The 21,500-nt window shown below is 46.1% G+C and carries 19 protein-coding genes; 5 read left to right on the forward strand and 14 right to left on the reverse strand.

Annotated features, from left to right (window positions below):
- Nucleotides 1–57 precede the first annotated feature (57 nt).
- The 4 genes from FN831_RS08320 to FN831_RS08335 all read right to left on the reverse strand — a co-directional run bounded on the left by FN831_RS08320 (nucleotide 58) and on the right by FN831_RS08335 (nucleotide 5,733).
- Nucleotides 58–1,134, reverse strand: a complete 1,077-nt coding sequence (locus tag FN831_RS08320; protein WP_142527765.1) for a hypothetical protein — start codon at nucleotides 1,132–1,134, stop codon at nucleotides 58–60.
- Nucleotides 1,131–1,505, reverse strand: a complete 375-nt coding sequence (locus FN831_RS08325; protein WP_142527766.1) for a hypothetical protein — start codon at nucleotides 1,503–1,505, stop codon at nucleotides 1,131–1,133. The genes FN831_RS08320 and FN831_RS08325 overlap by 4 nt, the downstream gene beginning before the upstream one ends.
- 227 nt (nucleotides 1,506–1,732) lie before the next feature.
- Nucleotides 1,733–4,294 (reverse strand): excinuclease ABC subunit UvrA, encoded by a 2,562-nt coding sequence (gene uvrA, locus FN831_RS08330; protein WP_142527767.1) that lies wholly within the window; start codon nucleotides 4,292–4,294, stop codon nucleotides 1,733–1,735.
- A 101-nt stretch (nucleotides 4,295–4,395) separates the two neighbouring features.
- Nucleotides 4,396–5,733 carry an APC family permease gene (locus FN831_RS08335; RefSeq protein WP_142527768.1) on the reverse strand — a complete coding sequence of 446 codons (1,338 nt, stop codon included), beginning with the start codon at nucleotides 5,731–5,733 and terminating at the stop codon, nucleotides 4,396–4,398.
- A gap of 112 nt (nucleotides 5,734–5,845) precedes the next feature.
- On the opposite strand from FN831_RS08335, the gene FN831_RS08340 reads away from it, so the two are divergent.
- Nucleotides 5,846–6,151: a GNAT family N-acetyltransferase gene (locus tag FN831_RS08340; protein ID WP_142527769.1), complete on the forward strand. Its 306-nt coding sequence runs from the start codon at nucleotides 5,846–5,848 to the stop codon at nucleotides 6,149–6,151.
- Nucleotides 6,152–6,293: 142 nt separating this feature from the next.
- A complete protein-coding gene (locus tag FN831_RS08345; RefSeq protein ID WP_142527770.1) occupies nucleotides 6,294–7,055 on the forward strand; it encodes a 5'-methylthioadenosine/adenosylhomocysteine nucleosidase in 762 nt (253 codons plus the stop codon).
- A 12-nt stretch (nucleotides 7,056–7,067) separates the two neighbouring features.
- On the opposite strand, the gene FN831_RS08350 is transcribed toward FN831_RS08345, so the two are convergent.
- From FN831_RS08350 to FN831_RS08365, 4 genes are all read right to left on the reverse strand, one after another.
- A complete protein-coding gene (locus tag FN831_RS08350; RefSeq protein WP_185960424.1) occupies nucleotides 7,068–7,526 on the reverse strand; it encodes a MarR family winged helix-turn-helix transcriptional regulator in 459 nt (152 codons plus the stop codon).
- 28 nt (nucleotides 7,527–7,554) lie between these two features.
- A complete protein-coding gene (locus tag FN831_RS08355) occupies nucleotides 7,555–9,135 on the reverse strand; it encodes a DHA2 family efflux MFS transporter permease subunit (RefSeq protein WP_142527772.1) in 1,581 nt (526 codons plus the stop codon).
- A gap of 123 nt (nucleotides 9,136–9,258) precedes the next feature.
- Nucleotides 9,259–9,525, reverse strand: coding sequence for a hypothetical protein (locus tag FN831_RS08360; RefSeq protein ID WP_142527773.1), 267 nt, complete (start codon nucleotides 9,523–9,525; stop codon nucleotides 9,259–9,261).
- A gap of 132 nt (nucleotides 9,526–9,657) precedes the next feature.
- Nucleotides 9,658–11,217: an aminotransferase class V-fold PLP-dependent enzyme gene (locus tag FN831_RS08365; protein ID WP_142527774.1), complete on the reverse strand. Its 1,560-nt coding sequence runs from the start codon at nucleotides 11,215–11,217 to the stop codon at nucleotides 9,658–9,660.
- A gap of 147 nt (nucleotides 11,218–11,364) precedes the next feature.
- Here FN831_RS08365 and FN831_RS08370 point away from each other — a divergent pair, with 147 nt between their 5' ends.
- Nucleotides 11,365–13,542: an outer membrane protein assembly factor BamB family protein gene (locus FN831_RS08370; RefSeq protein WP_142527775.1), complete on the forward strand. Its 2,178-nt coding sequence runs from the start codon at nucleotides 11,365–11,367 to the stop codon at nucleotides 13,540–13,542.
- Between the two features lie 3 nt (nucleotides 13,543–13,545).
- On the opposite strand, the gene rpiA is transcribed toward FN831_RS08370, so the two are convergent.
- A complete protein-coding gene (gene rpiA / locus FN831_RS08375; protein ID WP_142527776.1) occupies nucleotides 13,546–14,235 on the reverse strand; it encodes a ribose 5-phosphate isomerase A in 690 nt (229 codons plus the stop codon).
- Nucleotides 14,236–14,333: 98 nt separating this feature from the next.
- The gene (locus tag FN831_RS08380; protein WP_246101431.1) at nucleotides 14,334–15,692 is read right to left on the reverse strand and encodes a BamA/TamA family outer membrane protein; all 1,359 of its coding nucleotides are present in this window, start codon (nucleotides 15,690–15,692) and stop codon (nucleotides 14,334–14,336) included.
- Nucleotides 15,693–15,857: 165 nt separating this feature from the next.
- On the opposite strand from FN831_RS08380, the gene FN831_RS08385 reads away from it, so the two are divergent.
- On the forward strand, nucleotides 15,858–16,442 hold the full coding sequence (locus FN831_RS08385; protein ID WP_142527777.1) for a GNAT family N-acetyltransferase: 585 nt from the start codon (nucleotides 15,858–15,860) through the stop codon (nucleotides 16,440–16,442).
- Nucleotides 16,443–16,541: 99 nt separating this feature from the next.
- Entirely contained in the window at nucleotides 16,542–18,974 is a 2,433-nt protein-coding gene (locus FN831_RS08390; protein ID WP_142527778.1) for an ABC transporter permease, read from the forward strand.
- 62 nt (nucleotides 18,975–19,036) lie between these two features.
- Here the strand turns inward: FN831_RS08390 and FN831_RS08395 are convergent, their stop codons facing one another.
- From FN831_RS08395 to FN831_RS08410, 4 genes are all read right to left on the reverse strand, one after another.
- Nucleotides 19,037–19,264, reverse strand: a complete 228-nt coding sequence (locus FN831_RS08395; protein WP_142527779.1) for a hypothetical protein — start codon at nucleotides 19,262–19,264, stop codon at nucleotides 19,037–19,039.
- Between the two features lie 173 nt (nucleotides 19,265–19,437).
- Entirely contained in the window at nucleotides 19,438–19,917 is a 480-nt protein-coding gene (locus FN831_RS08400; protein WP_246101432.1) for a hypothetical protein, read from the reverse strand.
- Between the two features lie 30 nt (nucleotides 19,918–19,947).
- On the reverse strand, nucleotides 19,948–20,631 hold the full coding sequence (locus tag FN831_RS08405; RefSeq protein ID WP_142527780.1) for a DUF6266 family protein: 684 nt from the start codon (nucleotides 20,629–20,631) through the stop codon (nucleotides 19,948–19,950).
- A gap of 3 nt (nucleotides 20,632–20,634) precedes the next feature.
- Nucleotides 20,635–21,279 carry a DUF6266 family protein gene (locus tag FN831_RS08410; RefSeq protein ID WP_142527781.1) on the reverse strand — a complete coding sequence of 215 codons (645 nt, stop codon included), beginning with the start codon at nucleotides 21,277–21,279 and terminating at the stop codon, nucleotides 20,635–20,637.
- Nucleotides 21,280–21,500 lie beyond the last annotated feature (221 nt).

Raw genomic sequence — 21,500 nt, forward strand, 5'->3', positions numbered from 1 at the left:
CCTAAAATGTTTTCGCTGTCATTTGCCGGTAATCGGGTTTAATTTTATAATGTTCTTTTATTTCGGGAAATCCCTGCTCATAATGCTGCTGAAAGCATATTTTGCTACGAAACCAAAAGATATTCTTTCATGAAAGCGATCAGAACTGTGCAGGTTGTTAAACAGGTCATCCGACTGCGCATACAGCCCGCCTGCAAATTTTCCTTCGCTCTTATAAAAATTAACCGCTGTGCCTGCCTGTACTAAGCGATTAATCCTGTTTTCACTGAGCGGAAGGTATACTCTTGTAAAAAGGGTATTCCATACCAGACGATAGTCATCGCTTACTTTTGCAAAATAAAGCGCATCGGTCTTAAAATTAATTCTGTTGTAGGCAATGTATTCACCAGCATAAGCATGGTAAGTGGTTTCGGTAGACAGCTGTGAGTTTCCAATAACTGTGGTATTGCTGAGTTTATAATCTCTGGCGCTCAGCGAATCCAGGTTATTATAGCGTTCATAACCTGCGGATAAACCAAATGTCCACCTTCGGCCATATTCATAATTCAGCCCGGCAGATACAAATGCCCCCCTGAAACTCACCTTACTGAACCTGCCACCCAGGGAACCGCTGTTCTCCTCAGTATATCGCCTGAAATTATCCGTGTTCAATCCTGCACTGATATAACTGGTAAGGGCCTTTGAAGGCTGCTGTGACCGCATGCTTTTGATCTGATCATTCAACTGTCTTACTGTATTGATCGCCGCTTCATTAGGAAAATCTTCTGATGCCTGGATATCACGTATCCGTTTTAACAGTTCGAAGGTTGAGTTCTGGTAGTTTCTGCGCAGCGCGATAAAAGCACCGATCCTTGACTGAGGGGTAAACTGTCCGCCATTAAACAGTTCAGACAGGCCTTCACTGTTGCTGCCGCGGGCAGCGATTCCCCAGAGCATTTGATGTGGCTTTTCTACCGCCAGTTTTCTGAAGTTGTTCCAGTTTGCAGAAAGGGCCGCTTCTGAAAGATTGAAAGATATACTGGATGCATTCAGCAGGATCGACGATTCTCCGCTGGCATCTTCGGCCACCAGCTGTGCCTTCGTGATGTAATGCATTGTCAGTACAGTAAGCAGGGTAAGAAAAAGTGTTTTCATAGCGCTCTGATCAACTGGTTAAAATCCAAATGGCCCTGAGCATCAGTTTCCACCCTGATAGGGTTTAGAGGAGCAGCTTTTCCGTCAATTTCCAGCTCCAGCGTCCAGAAATCTCCTGCCTTCCCTTCAGCATACAGCGTAACCTGCAGGCCCTGGTCTTGCAGCAGGCAGGAGTAAGATTTTCCGGGCTTTGTTGAGAAACTGTTTGGGTCGGCATCCTGGTCTGCTGCCAGATCAATATTGACATAGCCCATACTGAAGCCGTTATCCAATAAGCTTACAAAGGGTGATTTCTTGAGTTTGTATGTAACCGGAACGGTCATTCCCGGAGGTTTTCCCGTTCCATTGTTTTCTGGCGTTATGGTTCTCATTTGGTTGGTTTTTGTAACATTAAGTTAATCAAAACGAACCATATATGCAAAAGTTTATATTGTATTGTGACAATTAATTATCGGATGACCGCAGATGCGGAGGCGGTGTTATCATTTTATTATAATAATGATAAATCAAAATGGTATAAATGATAAAAAAATAGTCAAAATATATGATGACTCAACAGGGTACAAATATGATCGATCTTTACAGTTTCAGCCCTGCCTTATTTTTCCAAATATTTCGATAGGTAAGGCGCAGTATGGCTGTTTTTCGCTTTTGCAAAATCGGCAGGAATACCTGCTGTAACTACTTTTCCTCCTTTTTCGCCTGCTTCGGGGCCAATCTCTATAATCCAGTCACTTTTTGAAATTACATGCATATCGTGCTCGACCACGATAATCGTATTTCCTTGTTCTACAAGACGGTCAAGTTGCGCCATCAGTTTTTCAACATCCGCAGGGTGCAGACCGGTAGTGGGCTCATCGAGGATATACAGGGTGCTCCCATGCTGGCTGCGCTGCAGCTCTGTCGCCAGTTTAATCCGCTGGGCCTCGCCTCCTGAGAGTTCTGTTGCCGGCTGTCCGAGTTTGAGATAGCCTAAACCTACCTGACGAACTATGTCAAGACCCCGGTGGATAGCCGGATCCGCTTTAAAGAATTCCCAGGCGGCATCAACTGTCATATCGAGCACCTCCGCTATATTTTTATCCTGATAAGTTACCTCCAGGGTTTTGGCATTGTAGCGTGTGCCCATACAAGTGGGACAGGGGGTATATACACTGGGGAGGAATAATAACTCTACCATCACAAATCCTTCGCCCTGGCAATGCGGGCAGCGGCCCTTGGCCACGTTAAATGAAAACCGGCCGGCGTCGAACTTTTTCTTCCGCGCATCCGGCGTAGCCGCAAACAATTTGCGTATGGGATCGAAAAGCCCTGTATAGGTAGCAAGATTTGATCTTGGAGTACGGCCAATGGGCTTCTGGTCTACCTGGACCAGCCTTTTAATACCTTCTGCACCTGATGTAATTGCGCCTGAGACAGTTTTTGTACTGTCTTTTTCCAGATCCAGTATTGTTACATCCAGTCCATCAGCATCCTGATCTTCCCTGACTGCAAATTTCTGACCCAGATGCTGGCTGATCAGTTCTACCAGTATCTGGCTGACCAGCGTGCTTTTTCCTGAGCCAGAGATACCGGTTACGCTGGTAAATACGCCCAGCGGGAAATTGATATCCAGGCCATTTAAATTATTCTTTGATAAGTTTTCCAGTTTCAGCCAGCCTGCCGGCGTCCTTGGTACAGCTTCAGTATGGTGGTTGATGCTGTAGATATAATCCTTGGTTTTTGAATCAGCGACATGCTGCAATCCCTCCGGAACGCCGCTGTATAAAATCTGTCCCCCATGAACCCCGGCACCTGGACCAACATCTACGATCCAGTCGGCATGACGGATCACATCAATCTCGTGTTCTACCACAAAGATAGAATTACCCGAAGCTTTCAGCTTGTCAAGCGCCCTCAGCAATGCCTGCGTGTCCGCGGGATGTAAGCCTGCCGAAGGCTCATCAAGCACGTAAACCACGCCAAACAGGTTGGAGCGGATCTGCGTAGCCAGCCTCAACCGCTGTAATTCCCCGGGCGAAAGGGTAGGTGTGCTCCGCTCCAGGCTAAGGTAACCAAGGCCGAGATCAAGCATAACTTCCAGCCTGGAGGCCATATCCTCGGCGATGCGCCTGGCTACAATCACCTTTTCGGGATGTCCGCCGGCAGTGTTTTTGTGTAGTTTCTTGTTCCCTTTTGCATATGAGCTGAAAATATCATGCAGGCCGCTCAATGGTAGTCTCGACAATTCTGTGATGTCCATTTGGTTAAACCTTATGGACAACGATTCTTTTCTCAGCCGTTTACCATGACAGACCGGGCATTCGCTGCTGAGCATATACTGGCTGACCCGTTTTTTCATCAGCTGGCTCTGGCTGTTCGCAAAAGTTTGCATCACATATTTTCTTGCGCCGGTAAATGTGCCCATATAATCCGGCTGCATTTTATTTTTGATTGCTTTTTGTACCTGTTCAACTGTAAAACGCGGGTACACAGGTACCACAGGCTGTTCTTCTGTAAATAAAATCCAGTCGCGTTCCTTTTTTGGAATATTCTTCCAGGGGACATCCACGTTATAGCCCATGGTAATCAGGATGTCCCTCAGATTCTGGCCCTGCCAGGCTGTAGGCCATGCCGCAACCGCCCGTTCCCGGATCGTAAGGGAATCATCAGGAACCATCGATTTCTCGGTGACTTCATAAACACGGCCCAGCCCATGGCATTCAGGGCAGGCGCCTTCGGGTGTGTTTGCTGAGAAAGATTCTGCATACAGGATGTCCTGTCCCTGGGGATAATCTCCGGCCCTGGAGTACAACATCCTGAGCAGGTTAGATAAGGTGGTCACACTGCCTACCGATGATCTGGTACTTGAGGCACCGCGCTGCTGCTGCAGGGCAATAGCTGGCGGCAGGCCCTCAATCTCGTCTACTTCGGGTACCGACATCTGGTTAAACAAACGGCGGGCATATGGGGAAACTGATTCCAGGTAACGCCGCTGCGCTTCTGCATACAGCGTTCCAAAGGCCAGGGATGATTTTCCTGAGCCTGATACACCAGTGAATACCACCAGTGCATCGCGTGGAATCTGAAGGTCAACATTTTTGAGGTTATTTTCTCTCGCTCCTTTTACCTGAACGTAGCCACTGAATCCATTTTTGCTGTCTGTTGCCTTCCTCGCCATAAACTATCTTAAATCTTGTTCGTATCTGATCTGAAAGCAACAGCAAAGAGCGATTTAAGTTTTAAAGAGTTCATTCGCTATAAAAGCCCCAAATGGAGACACTATTCTGCGTGCTGTTTTTTGCTGTTTAACAGCCGGTAGAACGGGTAAGATAGAAGAAACAGCGCCGCAACGATGAGGAAGCTCCTGGTATCACTGATGGCAAATCCAACAAATAGCACCAGGGTTACGGTCAGTGCGAGAATCGTCATGTATGGATAGCCCCAGACTTTGTAGGGGCGGGGCAGATCAGGCTCTTTTTTGCGCAGCATCAGCAGGGATGCAAAGGAACAGGAGGTAACAACGGTCAGCATCACCGCAGCCAGTGCGAAAACCTGTTCAAAAGTGTTATAGGTAATAAATATGATAGTGATCACATAACAGATCAGGAGCGCAATATAGGGTGTTCCTCCTTTGTTTAGACGCGCGGCCTCGGGAATAAAATAACCTTCCCGGCTTAAGCCCAGAAGTATACGCGAGGGAATCAGCATATAGGCATTGAGGATGCTGATCACCACAAATACCGCAATAACTTCAATCACGAAAGAACTCCAGCTGCCAAAGGCTACGGCAGCAGCTGCTGAAGCGGCCAGCGGCGAATGCGCTATATCATCAAGGGGCAGCACATACATGATTGCACCGTTGATCAGCAGATAAAGTGCAATAACTGTTGCCGCACCAATGAAGTAAGACCGTGGTATGTTTTTACCCGGATTTTCGTCTTCCTCTGCAAAGAATGAAACCGCCATCCAGCCATCGTAGGTGCTTAGGATCAGTTGCATAGCCTTGAAGAATGCGATGACCAGCGTTCCGTTGAACACGGTGGCAGCTGGTATTAAAGTGGCCACATGCTGCTGCGGTTTTGCCAGAAAACATCCGGCTACCAGGGCCAGCAATAGCAGCACCTTTAATATACTTGTGATTTTTTGGGTGGCACTGCTCATTTTTATCCCCGGCAGGTTCAGCAGGGTAAATACTGTCAGGTAACCAATCCCGACCTGCTTGCTGAACCCGGCAAACTGCGGGAAAAGCAATATGGTGTATTCACCCAGAACAATGCAGAAAAATGCTGGTGCACCCACGTTGAGTATAAAGTCGAACCAGCCCGCAGCAAAACCTACATAATTACCAAAGGCTCTTTTTACATAGTTAAAAGAACCACCTGCTTTTGGCAGCATGGTAGTTAGTTCTGCATAGGAGCTTGCACAAAGTAAAATATATAAACCTGTGACCAGCCAGCAGGCAAGAATCAGCAGTTTGTCTGGCAATAAGGCTGCAATGCTTGCAGGAACACGAAAAATACCGGCTCCAATGGTGCTGCCTACTACGATGGATATCCCAAATACTACGCCTAAAACTTTTTTTAATGGTGCTTTGATCTGCTGTTCTGTTTTAAGCATATTTATTCTGATGGGTGTAGGCGTCAAAGATAATATTTGCGAAGATACTTGTAATGTTTATCAAACCAATATCGCTTATATTCGTTACTTATTACATTTAGCCCTTACTATCATGACAGAAATTAAATTTGAATCTCCGGAAAATGAACCCTCAGCGTTTAACCTCTACCTTGAAGGAAAAAAAATAGGCGAAATGATCGTAGAGATCAGGGATGGGGACATGACTGTCTTTCATACAGAAGTTGATCCTGAGCAGGAAGGCAAGGGCTATGCAGCGCAGCTGCTCGAAGCCATGACAAGCTATGTACGCGCACATGATTTAAAAGTGGTTCCGATGTGCACTTATGTACATGTCCAGTTTGACAGGCATGCCGAGCAGTATGAAGACATCCTGAGTAAAAATGGATCCAGGTTTTAATGGCGGCTGACCAATGTTTTATTGAGATCAAGATTTTGGGGATGCGTTCCGTTCAAATAACATCTTATCTTGCGATCACATTGGGTCTGCGCTTACTGACAGTGGCAGAAGAACAAAATCGTAATGAATAGCGAAATTAAAGATGAATAACAGAGTGATTGGAATCATGGGGGCCATGCACGAAGAAATCAATGGCATCCTTCAACTCATGGAAAATGTGAAGGAAGTTGCGCATGGGATGAGGTCTTATTATACCGGCACAATCAATGGCATCAAGGCAGTTGTTGTTTTTTCACGCTGGGGCAAGGTAGCGGCTGCAATCACGGTGTCGAGCCTCATCATCGAATTTAAAATAACAGATCTGATCTTTATCGGAGTGGCGGGAGCTATACATCCGGAACTGAAAATAGGTGATATTGTGATAGGCGACAAGCTGATCCAGCATGATATGGACGCAAGGCCACTGATGCCCAGGCATGAAATCCCACTGCTGGGTGTCACCTGGTTTGAAAGCGATGCACAACATGTGGCACTGGCAGATAAGGCTGCTGAGCTGTTAAAAGATAGCGGGATTGATCACATTATTGATCAGCAGCATATCAGCCGCTTTTCGCTGAGGAGCCCAGCGATATTCAAAGGAGCGATTGCGAGCGGCGACAAGTTCTTTTCTGAGCAGCATGATAAAGATGCGTTGCTTGGGGCTCTGCCTGAAGTGCTGTGTGTAGAAATGGAGGGCGCTGCGGTAGCCCAGGCTTGTTATGAATATGGAATTCCTTTTGTTGTCAGCCGGATTATTTCAGATGAATCCAACGAGCATTCTGTTATTGATTTCCCGGATTTCATCCTGAACATCTCCAGTAAGTATGGTGCTGAAATCATCAGAAATATTTTTTCCCTGATCTGATGAGGTTCCTTGTTAAACAATGACTTCCAACAGGGAACTGTTCATCCTGCTGAGTATTTCAATGCCCGACTTAACCTGATTTTCGCGCACATCTTTTGCCAGTGTCAGAAAACAGTCCTGTGCAAGCGGGGCGAGGCGGTGGTTAAGTTCGCGGGATTGCTCAGTCAAGAATATCAGCTTGATCCGTCGGTTCGACTCATCTTCTTTCCTGGTCACCCATCCGGCCTTCACCATATTGTCGATCAGATAGGTCATATTGGACTTATCCTTAAAGAGCACATCAGCAAGTTCCTGTTGTATCATCCCGTCTCGCTTTAACAGCAGCTTCATAATCTCCAGCACCTCGAAACTGATATCAATATCAGCCTCTTTCAGTTTCACCTGAAACATCTTGCGCAGCCTGTATCTGAGTTCCAGTATCAACTGGCAAAATTCTGCAACCAGTTCCGCCTTTTCCTTGGTATCCATCATACAAAAGTAGTCATTTATTTGAGCAGATCTAATGTGCCGCATCGGCCAGGTTTACCTTGGCATTCGATTTTTTTACAAAAAACATCACCAGCGGGACAAAGATGATAAACACAATGCCAACGAACATGAAGATATCCATATAGGAAAGCAGGGTAGCCTGTTTGGTAACAATACCGTCCAGCATCCCGTAAGCCATATTTCTGGCAGTGCTGAAGTCAAAGCCCCGGTGCTGCATTCCTGAAGCAAGCTGCGACACGCGGTCCTGCACATTCATATCATTCACATTCATGTGGCTCACCAGAGAAGTCCTGTGGATACTCGTTTCCCGGGTGAGCATCGTAGAGATTAGCGCTACACCGAAAGAACCGCCCAGCTGCCGCATCATACTCGTAAATGCAGCACCCTGTCCGATTTCCTGTCCCTTCAGTGTCGACAGGGACATGGTGCTCACAGGTACTGAAAGCAGGCCAAGGCCTAATCCGCGTACCATCAGCGGCCAGAAGAAGTCGTCAGAACTCGTATCCGGAACAATGATCTTGTAACAAAGCATACAGAAGATATAAAAGATAAACATCCCTGCGGCAATCAGATATTTTTGCTGCACGCCCCTCTGGATCAGGATCGCTACCACCGGCATCATTACCGCAACAAACAAGGTGCTGGGGAGCTGAAGCATACCAGCCTGCTGCGCACTCCAGCCCAGGATAGACTGCGTGAACTGCGGGATCACAAAGGTAGAGCCAAATGTACCAAAGCCCATCACAAAGGAGAGCATGACGCCCATCCGCAGGTTCCCGTTTTTAAGCACTCTCAGGTTTACTACAGGATATTTAGCTTCCAGCTGACGCCAGACGAACAGGTATAAACCTAAAACTGCGGTTACACATAGTGTAATGATCAGCTTGCTGTTAAACCAGTCGTCTTCCTGGCCTTTTTCCAAAACGTACTGCAGGGACGAAATTCCCACAGTAAGCAGAATAATGCCAAGCCAGTCGACCTCACTCGCAGAACGTTTTGTGCCATATTTTGGGCTGCGCACAAACTGTATAGTTAAAATTGCAGCAAGTATGCCTACTGGAATATTAATGTAAAATATAAAGGGCCAGGAATAATTATCGACGATATAGCCACCAAGCGGGGGGCCAAGCGTGGGGCCAACAATAATTCCAAGTACATAGATGGCCTGCGCCATTGCCCTTTTTTCGGGTGGCCAGCTTTCTGTAATGATGGTTTGTGAGGTGACGAGCAATGCACCGCCGCCCATACCCTGCAGAAACCTGAAAATGATCAGCTCGGTGATTGACGTTGCGTTTCCGCAAAGAAAAGAACAAACAGTAAAGATGACGATGGAAGCGGCAAAGTAATTCCGCCGGCCAAATTGCTGGGACAGCCAGCTTGTTAAAGGAATTACGATGACATTGGCCAGGGAGTAGGCTGTAATGACCCAGCTGATTTCGTTCAGGGTTGCCCCTAAACTGCCGCGCATATTATTCAAGGCCACGTTGACAATCGTGGTATCAATGATTTCAAGCAATGCGCAGAAAACTGCAGTAATGGTAATGATGGCCAGACGAGGGCCATGCTCGATTAAAGATTCACCTTGTTCCATGTTGAATGATCAGGCAACAAAGTTAAAATTTAAACTGTTTTAATTTTTACTTTGTTGCCTTTTATTTCAATTGAATGATAATCGGGAACAGGGTCAGGCTAAATGAGCCTGTATGAGCAGAAATTAGTTAACGAGGTTATGAATGAATTTCCGGCTCGACTGGTACAGGTCTTCATGAGCAGCGAGCTGGTTAATCCGCACATCACTGTCTGTTACCACAATATCCATGATAGCTTCGGCATCCATACTGATGGTGATCACATCGTTTTCACGCTTATAGTACAATACATTCTGATCACAGTTCTCTTTGCAATAGTCTGTAAATAAGGAGGCCAGGTTGATGAAAATAATAGATGAAGTAAGTTTCTTTTCGTTAGGAATGATGTTCATGAAAAATGAGTTTAAATACGTTTAACATGGATTGCAGGGTATTGTTTGCCCTTTTTTAAAATATCTGCGCATGTGTGTATTACTAACACTAAGTTAAACATTTTTTCCTGTTAAAATACTTTGATCAAAAAACTATTTCATCTTAAATATATGCCGTTTTGCTTTCCAGGTTGCTTTGCCGTATTCACCAACGCTCAGTTCGCCTTCCATCGTATCGCCGCTGATCTTTCCTGTAAAGAAGGAATGCACACGCGCACCATCAAGACCAATCGTACTGCGTATGATGATTTCTCCTCCGCTTAACGAACCTGTCAGGTCCCGGGGTCCGAGGCTGCCGGTGTATGTTCCTTGTAGCGTATTGCCGGATTGCTCAAACATAAAAGTCTGGTATACCGTACTGGCATAAAACTTTGTTTCCACATCCCATTGTCCGCTCAGATCGGCGGATGCCGGCGCATTTTCTTTTGCTGTGCCAACAGGTTTTGACAGTATTGCGGCAATATAGGCAGCAACTATGTTTGCTTCTCCATCGCTCAGCTGTGAGGAGTTTACGAGTATGCTGTTTTTCTGATTGGGCTGAAAGTAACTTCCTGCAGCACCCACTGCTATGCGTGGAGTACCGTTCCAGAGCAGGTCCTCTACTTCCTGCCCGCTATAAGATATCCTTGCCGGATCCCAAGATACAATCATATCCGGACTTGGGTTTGACCGGCCCTGAGGCTGTTTGATCAGGATGTTCAGGCCTGGTATAGTTTGAAGATGCCGGGCCATGCGCTCCAGTCGGGTATTCCAGAGTTTCTTTTCACTGGCATGGTCACGCTTGAACCACATCTCGGCTGCTGTCAGCATACCGATTACTTCTTCGCGGCCTACCTTAAAACCACGCCCAAAGCCATGGTGCGGTCCGGTGTTCATTCTTGCTGCCATAATCAGGTCATGCCGGCCAATGAGCAGTCCGGCACACTGTGGCCCACGCAAGTATTTGCCTCCACTATAGGCCACCAGATCAGCGCCCTGTACAATATGCGGGTTTGGGTTTTCCGGGCCTTCGGCGGCAGCATCCACGAGAATCGGGATACCCAGCGGTTTAGTAAGCGATGCGATTGCCCTCAGAGATAAAGGGCCATCCTCGGATTCTGCTCCTGAAAGCAGGTAAACCATCGCCGTTCTTGGCCCCAGTGCAGCCTGCAGCTCGTTGATGTCAGATACCTGAATCATTCTTACCCCAACAGCTTTGCATCCGGCATCATATGCAGAACGGGAATAGGAGGTGATCACCACTTCATCTTTCATGCCTTTGAGATTTGGGATCATCCAGATCTTATCCGGATCTCCGCCCGTTACACAACCTGCAGTGGCCGCTGTGATTGCAGCAGATGCGCCAGCGGTTACGCAGCCGGACTCCGTGCCCATCAGCTCTCCGAGTCTTTTGCCCACACCGTCCATCAGTTCGTCAATTTGTACAAATTCATCAATTGCTGCATCCATCGCTGTTCTTACTTCGGGCAATACCTTGCTGGCACCGATCACAGTTACGGTACCCCGTGCATTGATCAGGGGCTTAACACCAATAGCCTCATATACACTTTTTCTTTTTGGCACAGGAGGGGACATCGCCGCATTTACTGACTGGGGAATGGCAGCAGACACTGGCAGGATGGCCAGGCTTTTGATTACATCTCTTCTTTTCATCGCTAAACTTATTTTTTTTCAGACGGAGCCTGTGATGATTCACAAGGTCAGGGGAGCTCAATATCAGGATTTTTATTTTCTGTGCAGGTAAAATTTATGATATTGCAGACAGGCAGGAAATAGCGGGGCCGGGATAACGTTTATTCAATGATGGTAATTACAAAAACAAAAATCGGATTTATTCTGGCTGCGGTGGCGGTGATCTTAGTGTTTGCAGTGTATCTCTTCGGAAATCAAAACCAGGGCTGGAAGATTTACGGCGGCAGCACTGAGAATATGAAGTATTCTTCGCTGAAGCAGATCGATACCTCCAATGTAAGGCAACTAAGGGTAGCCTGGGTCTATCATGCTGAAAACAGCGATACTTCCCGCTATGGCATCATGGAATGCAACCCGATCGTAATTGGCCAGACCCTGTACGGCGTATCTCCGCGGATGAAACTTTTTGCTGTAGATGCAGCCACCGGGAAGGAAAAATGGCATTTTGACCCTGCAGATTCGCTGAACAACAAAACCTGGCACAGGAACAGCGTTAACATGAACCGGGGAGTATCTTACTGGACTGAAGGTAATGACGAGCGGATTATTTACACCGTAGGTCCCATCGTTTTTGAGGTAAATGCCGAAACAGGAAAGCTGATCACTACATTTGGCAAAGATGGCGGCATTGATCTCCGGAAAGGGCTTGGAAGGGATGAAAAAGACATGTCAATTTCTCCCACATCACCTGTGCTCATTTATAAGGACTTATTGATCACCAGCGGAGCGGTGAGCGAGACTACGCCCGGGCATATCAGGGCTTTCGATGTTAAAACGGGTGTACAGAAGTGGATCTTTCATACTGTTCCCTATCCGGGAGAACCAGGATTCGAAAGCTGGAATGATCCAACTGCTTATCAGCGCATGGGCTCTACCAATGCCTGGTCGGGTTTTAGTCTCGACAGTAAAACCGGACTTCTCTTTGCCGGAGTAGGGAGTCCTACAAATGATTTTTATGGGGGCGACCGCGCAGGCAAAGGCCTGTACGGAAATTCTGTGGTGGCAATCGATGCTGAAACAGGGAAACTGAAATGGCATTTCCAGGCGATACATCACGACGTGTGGGACATGGATATTTCCAGTCCGCCGGTACTGGTTACTCTTCCGCGTGAGGGCAAAAACGTCAATGCTGTGGTACAGACCACAAAAACAGGTTTAATCTTTGTGTTTGAACGCAACACCGGCAAACCGCTTTTCCCTATTGTCGAACGCAAGGTGCCCACCAATGGTGCCGTAGCAGGGGAGCAGCTGAGCCCTACGCAACCGTTTCCTGTATGGCCAAAGCCCTTTGTCAGAACGATCATGACAGAAAAAGATCTCAATCGGCTGGGCAGTGATTCTTCGTATCAGGATATTAAACGGAGGTTCCATACTTACCGCTCAGAAGGTATATACACACCGCCAACCGAAAAAGGAACGATCATTTTGCCAGGATATGACGGAGGGGCAAACTGGGGAGGCCCGGCCGTAGACCCTGAAACAAATATCCTGTATATCAATGCCAATGAAATGGCCTGGGTGCTGAATATGGTCAAGGATACCGCTTCAGACCAGAAAGAGATGACCAATCATCAGGCTGCCGCACTGCTTTATAGTAAGAATTGCATGGGTTGCCACGGACCGGAGCGTCTGGGGGGCGGAGATTATCCCTCGCTGGTTGGTGTCGGCAGCAAATACAGCCCGACCCAGTTTACCGAGCTGTTGTCAACCGGAAGAAGGATGATGCCCGGGTTTAATCACTTGTCCAGGGATGAAAAACATGCGCTGGCCGCAATGGTTCTGGAGCTGAAAGCCGAACAGCTTAAGCCCTATAAAGGACCGCCAATTGCAAGTACCACGAAATCATCAAAGCCATCCTTTACCTTCACCGGATATAATAAATTTTTAACAAAAGAGGGCTATCCTGCGATCAGCCCGCCCTGGGGAACGATCAGTGCTATAGACCTCAATACAGGCAAATATGTATGGCAAGTGCCGTTCGGCGAATTTGAGGAGCTGAAGAAAAAAGGAATCCCTGCCACAGGACGGGAGAATTTCGGTGCGCCTGTGGTTACCGCTGGTGGGCTGTTGTTTATCGGGGCCTCGGCCGATGGATATTTCAGGGCCATTGATAAGATGACTGGTAAAACCTTATGGAAATACCAGCTTTCGGCAGCTGCGATGTCTACTCCGGCGATTTATGAACTACATGGCAGGCAATACATCGTGATTGCCTGCGGCGGAGCTAAATCTGGGGGCAAATCGGGGGACGCCTATGTCGCTTTTGCCCTGCCTGAAAAGCATTAGCGCTTAACGCTGTGGTGTCAGTATTTTTACCCCGTCCTGTCCCGCGATGATAGCCATTGCGGCCATGCGGTAAAACAGTGAATGCGCCACAACTCCCGGGATCAGTGCAATCTTTGTGTTGAGTTCCTCAAGGGGCAGAAGCGCAGCGAAATGAATGTCAACGAGATAGTTGCCATGGTCAGAAATTAATGCCCCGTCTTTCTGGCTGCTCATGCGCAGGTTTAAGCTGGCATCAGGGAAATTAATGTTCAGGTGCTTCATCACAAAGGGCAAAGCATTGGGAAGTACTTCTATTACCAATGGATAAGTGACGTCCAGTTGGGCTGAAAACTTTCCTGCATCGCCGATGAGGATAAATTCATGGGCCATAGCTGCAAGAATCTTTTCAGTCGTATGAATTCCTCCACCGCTTTTTAAAGCATTCAATTCCTCATCAAACTGATCACAACCATCAAAATAAAGGTCCAGTTCTTTAATTGTATTTGCCGACTGAAGTCTCAGGCCCTTTTCCAGGATCAGCTTTGCCGTTGTAAAAGATGAGGAAACCAGCGTGAGTGTAGAGGCCAGTGCAGGTTCTGCTGCAATCAGGTTGATGAGGTTTGCTATAGTGCTTCCGGCACCCACACCAACGGTTTGTCCTGTCTTGATATATTTCATTGCCGCTACGGCCGCTTCCAATTTGTAATCGCTCATAAATGCTGCTGATGTGTTGTTTTCTTCTAAAAAGCCAGAAATATACAGTTCTTTGGGCTGAATAAAAATCAAATCAGCAACAGAGACGCTGCATTTTTTTAAAATGCTTCGTTTAAGCCAAGGAAAAATCCTTTGTTGCCGTAATTTCCAAATGCATAATCCAAACACAGATTGGTACGTGTAGCTTTATTAAACAATACGCGTAAACCACCACCACCGCCCGGCTGCCATTTTTCAAAAAGGTTTGTGCCCAGGTTATCGTTGGCGGTTTGCATGTTAAAGAAGGTAACCCCGCTCAGGAACTTGTTTTTGGTAATCGGAAAGCGGTATTCCAGTTCAGAATAGGAATACTTGGTACCTTTAAAGTAACCCACAGTATATCCGCGTCCACTTCTGAATCCTGGATCTTTACCACTTCCAGGCAGTTCAAGATAGGGGACTGCACCGCTGATGAGGTATGAGCCCCAGTTCCAGAAAGCGATTACATGCTCCGGATTGCTGCTGGACAGACTCCAGTATTTTCTGAAATCAGATGTAAATTGAAGTGCATTTTTTGTACTGCCCATCCAGGTCTGGTTGCCCCTGAAGCCTACATCGGCATAAAGGCCTTTATATGCGCGGTTTTGGTTGTCGCGTGTGGTGTACTGGACGTTAAAAAGCAGTCCGTTTGACATATAATGATCCGGGTCGAAGCCGTACCGGTCATTATAAATATTGTAAGGGGTAAGATCAGTTGTAGAAACCTTGTCTTCAATTTTTCTCCTTACATCAAATGATACACCTCCCCCCACAAACAGGTGCTCATCAATCTGTTTATATACTTTTTCCCTGAAACTGTAGTACTGGGCGTGATAAACATAGCCCTTGCGCTCGGGATTGCTCAGCACATGGTCGGCTTCACTGGCATCTGAACCTTCACCGATTCCTAAACCAAAGTCTGGCGTCACAGTTTTTGCCGCCACCAGGCTTCCCTGAAAGTTCCATTTATTCCCGGGAGTATATACATTATGGTTGATGTAGAAATATAAAATGCCTTTTGTGGTGATGGAAGCAGATGTTGAGGCTACCGACATCAGTGTATTGGGATCGCTGCCCAGTTTTCTGCCTGCAACGGCCTTGATTCCGATCTGTGCACCGATACTCGGGTTGTAGGCAATATTGGGGATCACAGTAATACCGGATTTCTTACCGGTTTTGGGCTTGCTTTTCGGATGGGCAATTTTCCGGATAAAATCAGAAATATCATATTGTTTATTGATACTGTCCGTTTCTATTTGAGTTTTCTTTGCAACTTTGTCTAACGAATCAGCTTTTATGGAATCAACTGGCAGTGTCTGGCCGAAAGTATAGCTGCTAAAGCTGATCATCAGCATCAGTAGTACTAACTTATATATGGATTTCCTGCTCAGTTCTGCCTCGCGGTATTGGCCTTGGTAAAATAGATGTTTAGCTTTCAAATCGGGAATCTTTTGTTGAGGTTCAATTTTAACTGATAAAACCCTGAAAGAGCCCTTATTGTTTTAAGCTAAAACCATTAACTTGCCTTGCCGGAATTTAACCTGCACAATAGCGTGATTAATTCAGCATCACAGGGCATGTCCGGCAGTATAATCTTTATGGAAATGAATCAGGATAAGGTACCCCTAGTTTTTAGCAATGCCAGCACAGACTCGCATTTTGATCAGATACTTAGCTTACAACAACAAAATCATTACAGCTCGGTTCCTGCCGGGCAGCAGCAGGACAACGGTTTTGTATTTGCCAGTCACACCCAGGCACTGCTGAAAAAAATGGCTGCCGTAGTTCCGCAGGTCATCGCGCTCAGCGGAGACCGGGTAGTGGGCTATAATCTTGCGATGACAAGTGACATGAAGAACGAACTGCCAAGCCTGATCCCAATGTTTGAAGAGTTTGAAAAATGGAAATACAATGGTAAGCCATTAATGGATTATCAGTTCGTGATAGGAGGGCAGGTTTGTGTTGACAAAGAATTCCGGGGACAGGGGCTGATCAGCAGGCTTTACCAGCAAACGAGGGATAGCGTGCCCGGCAATTACCAGTTGTGTGTTACAGAAATCTCCGTCAGGAACCTGACTTCGCTCAAAGCCCATCAGCGTATGGGTTTCGAGATCATCGGTACATACTATGACGGAATCGAGAACTGGAACTTAGTGGTGTGGGACTGGCACAGGGCGCAAGAGCTATAGCTTTCAGCTTGTCCAGACCTGTACGTTATTGCACAGGCGCTGTTCATTAACGAACATTCTGCTATAGTACGGCTATTTAAGTCGCTGATAAATAGTATTTTGGGTACGTATTTTATACTGGCACGCTCTTCGTCCCGCAGAAGCAAATATATCATTATGCTGTACCTCAACTTTAAAATCGCCTTAAGGAACATCCTGAAGAAACCCGGGTTTTCACTGATCAATATTGGTGGCCTTGCCATCGGGCTTTCCTGTTGCCTGATGCTGCTCTTATATGTGAATTATGAACTGGGCTACGATCAACAGTTTAAGGATGTAGAAGATATCTATCTGGCGGAGGTGAACCTGAAGTTGAACGATGGAATTGTTACCACCGAATCTGTACCTGTCCTGCTTGCCGGAACAGCATTGCAGAGCATTCCGGGAGTTGCTGCTGCGGCGCGTTTTCAGGGTGACGGACGTCAGATGCTTTTTAGCAGGGCTGAAAATAAATTTAAACTGGAAGCACTGAATGCTGATCCTTCTTTCCTAAAAATCCTGGATTATCACTTTCTGCAGGGTGATCCGAATACTGCCTTGAGTACCCCAAATGCTGCGGTGATTACCCGGAGTACGGCCAGTAAATTATTTGGCGGTCAAAATCCATTAGGCCAAACCATCAAATGGGACAACCGGGATCTGCTAAAGGTCACAGCGGTGATCGAAGATCTGCCGAAAAATCAAAGTATACAGTTTGATGTGCTGCAAAGCTGGGCATTTCTGGAGCGGCAAAACCCGGGTATCAAAAACAGCGGCTGGGGTGCCATTAATTGCGGAACTGTTCTCAAACTGAAACCAGGTACATCCTTTCAGGATGCGGATGCGGCTATGAGGAAGCTGATCCGCAAAGTGGATCCCCAAACGATACTGGAGGCTTTCCTGTTTCCAATGTCAGACCTGCACCTGTACGATCATTTTGAAAATGGCAAGTCGGCCGGAGGTAACATTGATACCGTAAGGCTGTTCGTCTTCCTTGCTTTTTGTGTATTGCTGATCGCCAGTATCAACTACATGAACCTGTCGACGGCCCAGTCAGAAAAAAGGGCCAAAGAAGTTGGGGTTCGTAAGGCCCTGGGTTCTGACCGTAAAAGTCTAATGGGACAGTTTTTTATTGAATCACTTTTACTATCCTTCCTTGCAATGGTAATCGCTTTTGCTTTGCTGGAACTGGCTCTGCCATATTTTAACAACTTACTCGATATCTCTATCCGGATTGGCTATCAGTCATATCCATTCTGGGCTACACTGTTGGGTCTGGTACTGTTTACCGGCATCCTCGCAGGCAGCTATCCAGCGTTTTACCTGTCCTCTTTTGCTCCGGTGAAAGTCTTGAAGGGCTTTACCGGCATAGGAAGATCTTCATTGCCTGTCCGCAAAATTCTGGTTGTATTCCAGTTTAGCCTATCCATATGCATGATCATCTGTGCGATTGTGATCTACTCCCAGATTCAGTTTGTCAGGAATAAACCGCTGGGTTTTGATCAGAATAATCTGGTGCAGATCGAACGTGAGGGGAACTTTCTTCAGCCGGGTAAATTATCCCTGTTGAAATCCGAATTATTTAAATCCGGAGCAATTGTATCCGCTACGGAATATTCCTATGATTTTACCTCGGGCGGTGGAAATATTACAGGCGACCTGTCCTGGCCTGGAAAGAATATCAAGGACGTCTATTCCATAAACTACAGAAGCATTGGTTATGACTTCGCAAAAACTGTCGGTGCAAAGATGCTCATGGGAAAAGATCTCAGTCCAGTTTATCCTGAGGATCCCGGCACGGATATCCTGCTGAATGAGGCTGCTTTGAAGTTAAAGGGATTGAAAAATCCTGTCGGACAAAAGATCAGATGGGGAAATTCAGACATTAGAATTGTAGGAGTGATTCAGGATTATCAGAATATGACCGTTACCAGTAAACCCCAGCCTACAATCTTCCACTATGAGATTGCGGAAAGTCACAAAATATTGTTGAGGCTCAATCCCGTACAATCTCTTGGTACCTCGGTCAAATCCATACAGGACATTGCCGCCCGAATCAATCCTGCCTATCCTGTAAATATTGCTTTTATATCAGCTGGAATGGAAGGTAAACTTAAAACCGAAAGGATACTTGGCGTATTGTCCAACTTATTTGGGGCTTTCGCAATCCTGATCTCCTGTCTCGGATTACTTGGACTTGCCTTGTATATGGCAGAGCAGCGCCGGAAGGAAATCAGTATCAGAAAGGTGCTGGGTGCTGACCTGCGAAGTATTCTTCTGCTGTTGAACAGGGACTTTATAAAACTGGTTATTCTCTCCAACATCATTGCATACCCTGTTGCCTATCTGCTGGCGATCAACTGGCTTCGAAAGTACGATTATAAAGTTGAACTTGCAGTATGGCCTTTTCTTATCGCAGGATCAGTATCGTTGCTCATTGCGCTGCTGACGGTCAGTATACAAAGTTTCAAAGTAGCCCGGGCAAATCCTGTTGATGCACTGAGGGCCGATTAAACTTCGAAAGTGCCGGCAGGAGGGTAGACAGGATAGCCGGATAGGCTGTCCTGCAGAATAAATTAATGTGATTTCTGATAGGCCTGTATGCCTTCCCTGATCGCATTGATCAGCGGCAAATCCAGCTCGCAGTCAGATACCAGGCAATGCTCATGGTTATCTTCATCAAGTTCAATTGAACCTATTTTATCCTCGTCTGTATAAATATCATACTTGTTGTTTTCCAGCGGGCGGATATTAAAATTATGTGCCTGGCCATCTGTTGCTACTTCGATTCTGAATTGATTCATTGAATTTATTTTAACTGTTATTTGAAGATAACAACGTGCAGGGTTTTTTGTTCAGTAGCGTAGATCGAATCAGGGTATCTATCTTAAAAATTTATGGTGGTATTTGCTGCTAAAATGGAGAAAGGGCAGATTGTAATCTCCTATCACTGCAAAATTAACACGTATATCAGATCTTAATGATCGGTTCTCAAATACTTTTCGGTGATTGTTTGCTCTATGCCTTCACTTTCAATTTTCTCGATACCTGTCTGTACCAGGGTATCTTTTTTGATGTACACTTTAAATGTGAACGATTTGCCTTCCCAGTTCCTGTCATTGTAGTATTCCAGATGTTCCGTATACTGATCTCCTTTTAATTCGTACTTTCCGCCTCCGGCGTCGAAGTTATTTTTTCCTTCTGCATCGGGCTGGAGGTTGTGTTTCAGAAATGCGAAATGAGTATCATTGATGATTTTGATCATCTGCTGGTTCTTGGTGTAGTCGGTATGTGTGGTAAGCCCTTTTGACAGTTTTGTGCCGGAGATCAATTTCCAGGTGCCTTTCAGGTCAATGCGCTGAACAGTACTGTCAGACTTTAGCTCTTTGCCAGGATCATTGGTACAGGAAATGATGAAAAATAAGGGGATCAGCACTATTAACAAGCGTAATGTCATGGTGATATGGATTGAGTTCTGTTTGTAAACTTATTTGTTGATATCTGGAAAGGGAATGACTATCGAGCCAACATAATCACTCCTGGACCTGCTTTTTTGATCGGCTGAGACAAAAAACAGGTATGCGTGGATAATACTTCCAAAATTTCGATCGTAAATCTCTGTGCGTAGAGACAAAGCTGACCTTGGTACTTTTTCGCCGCTATAGAGCGTTTTTTGTATGGTCTCGTCGTACAGCAGTATGTAAGCCAGATCATTTCCGATTTCTCTGATGTTTGCAGTATCTGGTATTTCCCAGCTGACGGTGATGAACTTACTGTCATCATAGGTAATGGCACTTGACCAGGCCATTTCCCGGTTGCCCTGGCTGATGACAACCTCAGGGTAGTTGATCGAAAAATTCGGGTGCAAACCAGCAACAGCATGTGCAAGATTATATTGCACTGCCAGGGGAAACTCTGCCTTGCCATTTCTATTTTTGCCAAAGCCGATTTCAGTGTATTCTTTAATCGCTGCTATAAAGCTTGAAATCAAACCCATTTTAAGGTTTTGAGCTGGTTTAGTCTTGCCCTTGTTTTTTCTTCTGCGCGCTTTTCTATCGATTGCAGGCCTGAGTTTAAGAACGTTTACACCGCGCGTTTCTGTTACAACTACCGGGCCGATCACACCTTTTACATCTCCGAACAAGGGATCCGTTTTTCTAAAAATAGCCATAACTTATTGTTTATCCCAGATGATCTGGCCCAGGTAAATACTTGATGATACACGTTCGCGGTCTTCGGAAATGAAGGCCATATATGTTTCAATCACCATCTTTTTTTTAAAGGAGGGTAAAAGAATATCGTGTTTGGCTGCGGTTCTCGGTGATCCGTTTTGTACGGTAAGTGCCTGGAAGGTCGTGGGGAAATATGCTACCAGCATCACCTGATCCGAAGGATCATTCTCTTCGTTTTCAAGGTTCGGATCCCAGCTAAACTGCAGCCGGTTATCAGCAAGTTTCACCTCTGCGCTGACGGGAAGAGGTAAACTGCCCATTGAAAAGACTACCCGCGAAAAGTCGATTGCGATATCCGGATATTTTCCCGACATTGCATTTTTCTTATTGAGAGAAAAAGCTACCGAATGAAATGTATGTCCCGCTTTTTTAGGTGTAGTCCTGAATCCCGCCCGGATAAACTTCTGTACGGGATTGAGCAGGAGGGTCGCCAATCCAAATTCCATCTGATTGCCCAGTTGAGCATCTGAAAATTTATCGACCACCCCAATTCTCCGACCTATAATTTGTCCGTTCAGTTCGTAGAAAACCATATTTCCTACGCGGCCTATGACGGTGCCTAAAGCACCAGGTATTAATCTAGCCATGATTTATATTTGGTTAATGAAAAGATAGACCTAAGATAATAAAGGATTTTGTGAGAAACAAATTTAAATAAAACTTTGACAAAAGTTAAACTCGTATCGTCTAACTGACTGATAGGTAGATGATAGCGGCTTGTTAGGTGTTTTAACCCTAACGATACCCTGCGAGAGCCCTACCAACCCCCTGGCAACCCCCTGGAAGAATCTGGTTTAGCCTTAATTCT

This window comes from Pedobacter westerhofensis, from assembly GCF_900182595.1.
GTDB classification, from domain to species: domain Bacteria; phylum Bacteroidota; class Bacteroidia; order Sphingobacteriales; family Sphingobacteriaceae; genus Pedobacter; species Pedobacter westerhofensis.